Origin of the sequence: Solimonas variicoloris DSM 15731, from assembly GCF_000382285.1 — a bacterium.
GTDB lineage: Bacteria > Pseudomonadota > Gammaproteobacteria > Nevskiales > Nevskiaceae > Solimonas > Solimonas variicoloris.
The window spans coordinates 1-2,021 of the sequence record NZ_KB907966.1 but is presented as its reverse complement, the minus strand read 5'-3'; the positions used below and the strand labels follow the sequence as shown (position 1 = coordinate 2,021).

At 60.9% G+C, this 2,021-nt stretch carries 4 protein-coding genes; all 4 read left to right on the top strand.

Going from position 1 to position 2,021, the window contains the following annotated elements:
- A partial coding sequence (locus H149_RS0119105) for a GlxA family transcriptional regulator (protein ID WP_020651367.1) occupies positions 1 to 476 on the top strand: 476 nt, incomplete at its 5' end.
- 407 nt (positions 477 to 883) lie between these two features.
- Positions 884 to 1,015: a hypothetical protein gene (locus H149_RS24275; RefSeq protein ID WP_020651366.1), complete on the top strand. Its 132-nt coding sequence runs from the start codon at positions 884 to 886 to the stop codon at positions 1,013 to 1,015.
- Positions 1,012 to 1,314, top strand: a complete 303-nt coding sequence (locus H149_RS0119095) for a hypothetical protein (protein ID WP_211213641.1) — start codon at positions 1,012 to 1,014, stop codon at positions 1,312 to 1,314. The genes H149_RS24275 and H149_RS0119095 overlap by 4 nt, the downstream gene beginning before the upstream one ends.
- A gap of 387 nt (positions 1,315 to 1,701) precedes the next feature.
- Positions 1,702 to 2,021 (top strand): tyrosine-type recombinase/integrase (locus H149_RS0119090; protein ID WP_020651364.1); only part of this gene is annotated, 320 nt, incomplete at its 3' end.

Genomic DNA, 2,021 nt, shown 5'->3' with positions numbered 1-2,021 from the left:
CATACCTGCTGCAAGCCATCCGCATCATCGAGCGCTTTTCGGGGCCGGCCATCGCCTCGCAGACCGCCAAGAGCTTGCTGATCGACGTGAGCCAGACCAGCCAGGTTCCTTACCTGCCGCTGCTGGTAGAAAGAGCGCACTCGGATTCCCTCGTGGAACGTGCGCAGCATTGGCTCCAGAGCAACATGACCAAGGAATTGCGGATCTCCGTTCTTGCGGACGCGCTCGCGATCAGTGATCGCACGCTCATTCGACGGTTCAAGGCGGCGCTGGGCCAGACCCCGCTGGCGTATCTGCAGGATCTCCGGCTCGAGGCCGCCCGAGCGCTACTCGAGACGGGTGATCTGAGCGTGGAGGCTATAGGCGGCCAAGTTGGCTACAACGACACCAGCTCCTTTTCGCGGCTCTTTCGGCAGCGCATTGGGATGAGCCCCGGGGCGTATAGGAATCGGTTCCAGATTAACTCGGCGCCTTGACGGCATGACGCGTTGAACGACCTCTATCCAAGAGTCCGCCGGTGACCCCGGCTCGACGATTCGCCAGCCGCTCTCAAAGGACCGGAGGCCGGTCCACTCTGAAAGCTGCCGTTGCCCCTTTGCCAGCCCGGAACGACCGGAGTGGGTCGGGTGCCGTCGCGTGCGCAGCGTCAAAGCTGACATGACGAATACGTGAGAAGGGCCGATGCTCGCCGTCCGGTCAGGCTGTTGAGTCGCCCCTGCAGGAGTCACAGCGCTCGTATGTCACGCGCCATCCGAGACGTCAGTCGGCCTCCTCCAGACCGGAACAATTTGAACGTGAACGCCCGGCTGCCATTGCCGTGATCGAAATGGCGGCTGGTGACACGACTGCTTGATCTACCCCGTTCCGGGGCGCTGATTCTGTCGTGCACTGCGAGCACATCGGCAAGGTGACGATCCGCCAGATTTACGAAAAGGGCTTTCGGGTCGTTCACATGCAGGACGACAAGAACACAGCCAGCTACGTTGTGCTGGTTATCGAGGAGCAGGCGCGATGAGGGCGAAAGCGTGGCGGATGCCGTTTGCCGGGCGGCGCTGGATGCTCTGGCTTCCCGTGCCGGCGTCGGTATGGCTGGCACTGCCCGAATGGCAACACATCCCCGCCATGTTGTTCGGCGGCCTGATCGTGTGGATTCCCTTCTGGCTCGCGTGGTGGCTCAGTGATGGCTTCGCGGGCATGTCCAGGTGGCCAGGGACCGGCGCGCCTTCGGTGTCGGGCGGGGTGAGCCCGCACACCGGCAAGCCATGCACGGTGTATCACCAGCCGTGGGGAACCACTTACGTCGGTGGGGATTGATGCTCATCCTCGGTTGAATAGCCAAGTGGCAATTGCGATGACAGTCGCTGCGCTACTGCCTAGGCCAATCATCAGCCGGCGGACATTGCGCGGTGTGACGCGCTCCCATCGAACGGCACCGTTTCCCCGCTCCAAGTCGATTTCGACGAATAACTTCATCATGGTGCCCTTGAGTAATTGATATGGGCATCTTCCCGTCACGACCCGTGCAAGAAAAGGGCTGGTAGTTGTAAGGCGGTTGGCTACAACCGATGAGGATGCCGGCGCCTTGCGAGCCTTCGCTACTGCATGGGACAAAATGATTCCTTTTGTCCCATGCAGTGATATGATTTCTATATACGGTGCGGGTTTGCGCCGCTTGTTTTGCCTCAAACATTGGACAAAACGATGAACGAACGGAAGCACCTGACACAGATCGAGGTCGAGCGCCTGATGATGGCCACCAAGGGGAGCCGGAACGAGGCCCGCGACCGTTGCCTGCTGCTGCTGATGTTTCGGCATGGGCTACGGGTGTCGGAGGCTTGTGGGTTGATGCTCTCCCAGGTCGATACCGATAGCCGCGTGCTACACGTTTCAAGGCTCAAGAAGGGGCTGGCGACGACACATCCGCTGCGCGCTGACGAACTGCGGGCAATCAAGGCATGGATGGCACAGCGGGAACGCATGGCGCCCGATACCCATGCCTTTTTCGTGTCGGAGCGTCGGCA